The sequence below is a fragment of the Burkholderia sp. E168m23 genome, from assembly GCF_016586125.1.
Classification (GTDB): domain Bacteria; phylum Pseudomonadota; class Gammaproteobacteria; order Burkholderiales; family Burkholderiaceae; genus Burkholderia; species Burkholderia orbicola.
The window spans coordinates 1-539 of the sequence record NZ_BCPP01001713.1 but is presented as its reverse complement, the minus strand read 5'-3'; the positions used below and the strand labels follow the sequence as shown (position 1 = coordinate 539).

At 69.8% G+C, this 539-nt stretch carries 2 protein-coding genes; both read left to right on the top strand.

Annotated elements, in window-relative coordinates; genetic code table 11:
- A partial coding sequence (locus JMF90_RS39830) for a DNA polymerase III subunit chi (protein ID WP_201326629.1) occupies positions 1 to 284 on the top strand: 284 nt, incomplete at its 5' end.
- A gap of 25 nt (positions 285 to 309) precedes the next feature.
- The coding region (locus JMF90_RS39825) for a DUF2486 family protein (RefSeq protein ID WP_201326628.1) at positions 310 to 539 on the top strand (230 nt) is incomplete at its 3' end.

The following is a 539-nucleotide window of genomic DNA, read 5'->3' as shown; positions in this document are numbered from 1 at the left end:
GCGGCGTCTGGACGTTCTCGCCGCTCGATTTCATCCCGCATTGCGGCGTCGACAGCGAGCACGCAGCCGGCACGCCGATCGTGCTGGCCGCCGATCTCGATCGTGCACCGCATCATCACGTGCTGCTGAACCTCGGCGCGACCGTGCCCGCGCAGTTCGCCCGCTTCGAGCGCCTGCTCGAAGTGGTCGGCAACGCGCCGGAAGAGCTGGCCGCGGGCCGCGACCGCTACCGGTTCTACCGCGACCGCGGTTACGCGCTGAACAACTACAAGCAGGGCGGCTAGCCGCAACCGTCGACGGAGTGTTCCCGTGACAGAAGCCGATTCATCCTCGATCCCGACACTGACCGACGTGCTGGTGCCGGGCAAGCCGGCGTCGGCGCGTTCGTCCGCGTCCGCCGCGCCCCAACCGCACGACAGCGCGGCCATTCCGGTGCTAACCGACGTGATCGCCCCGGGCGCCGCCGGTGCGGCGCCGGCTGATTTCCGTCAAACCGAAGCCGACCCCGAATCCGTCGTGGTCGAGCCCATCCCCACGCC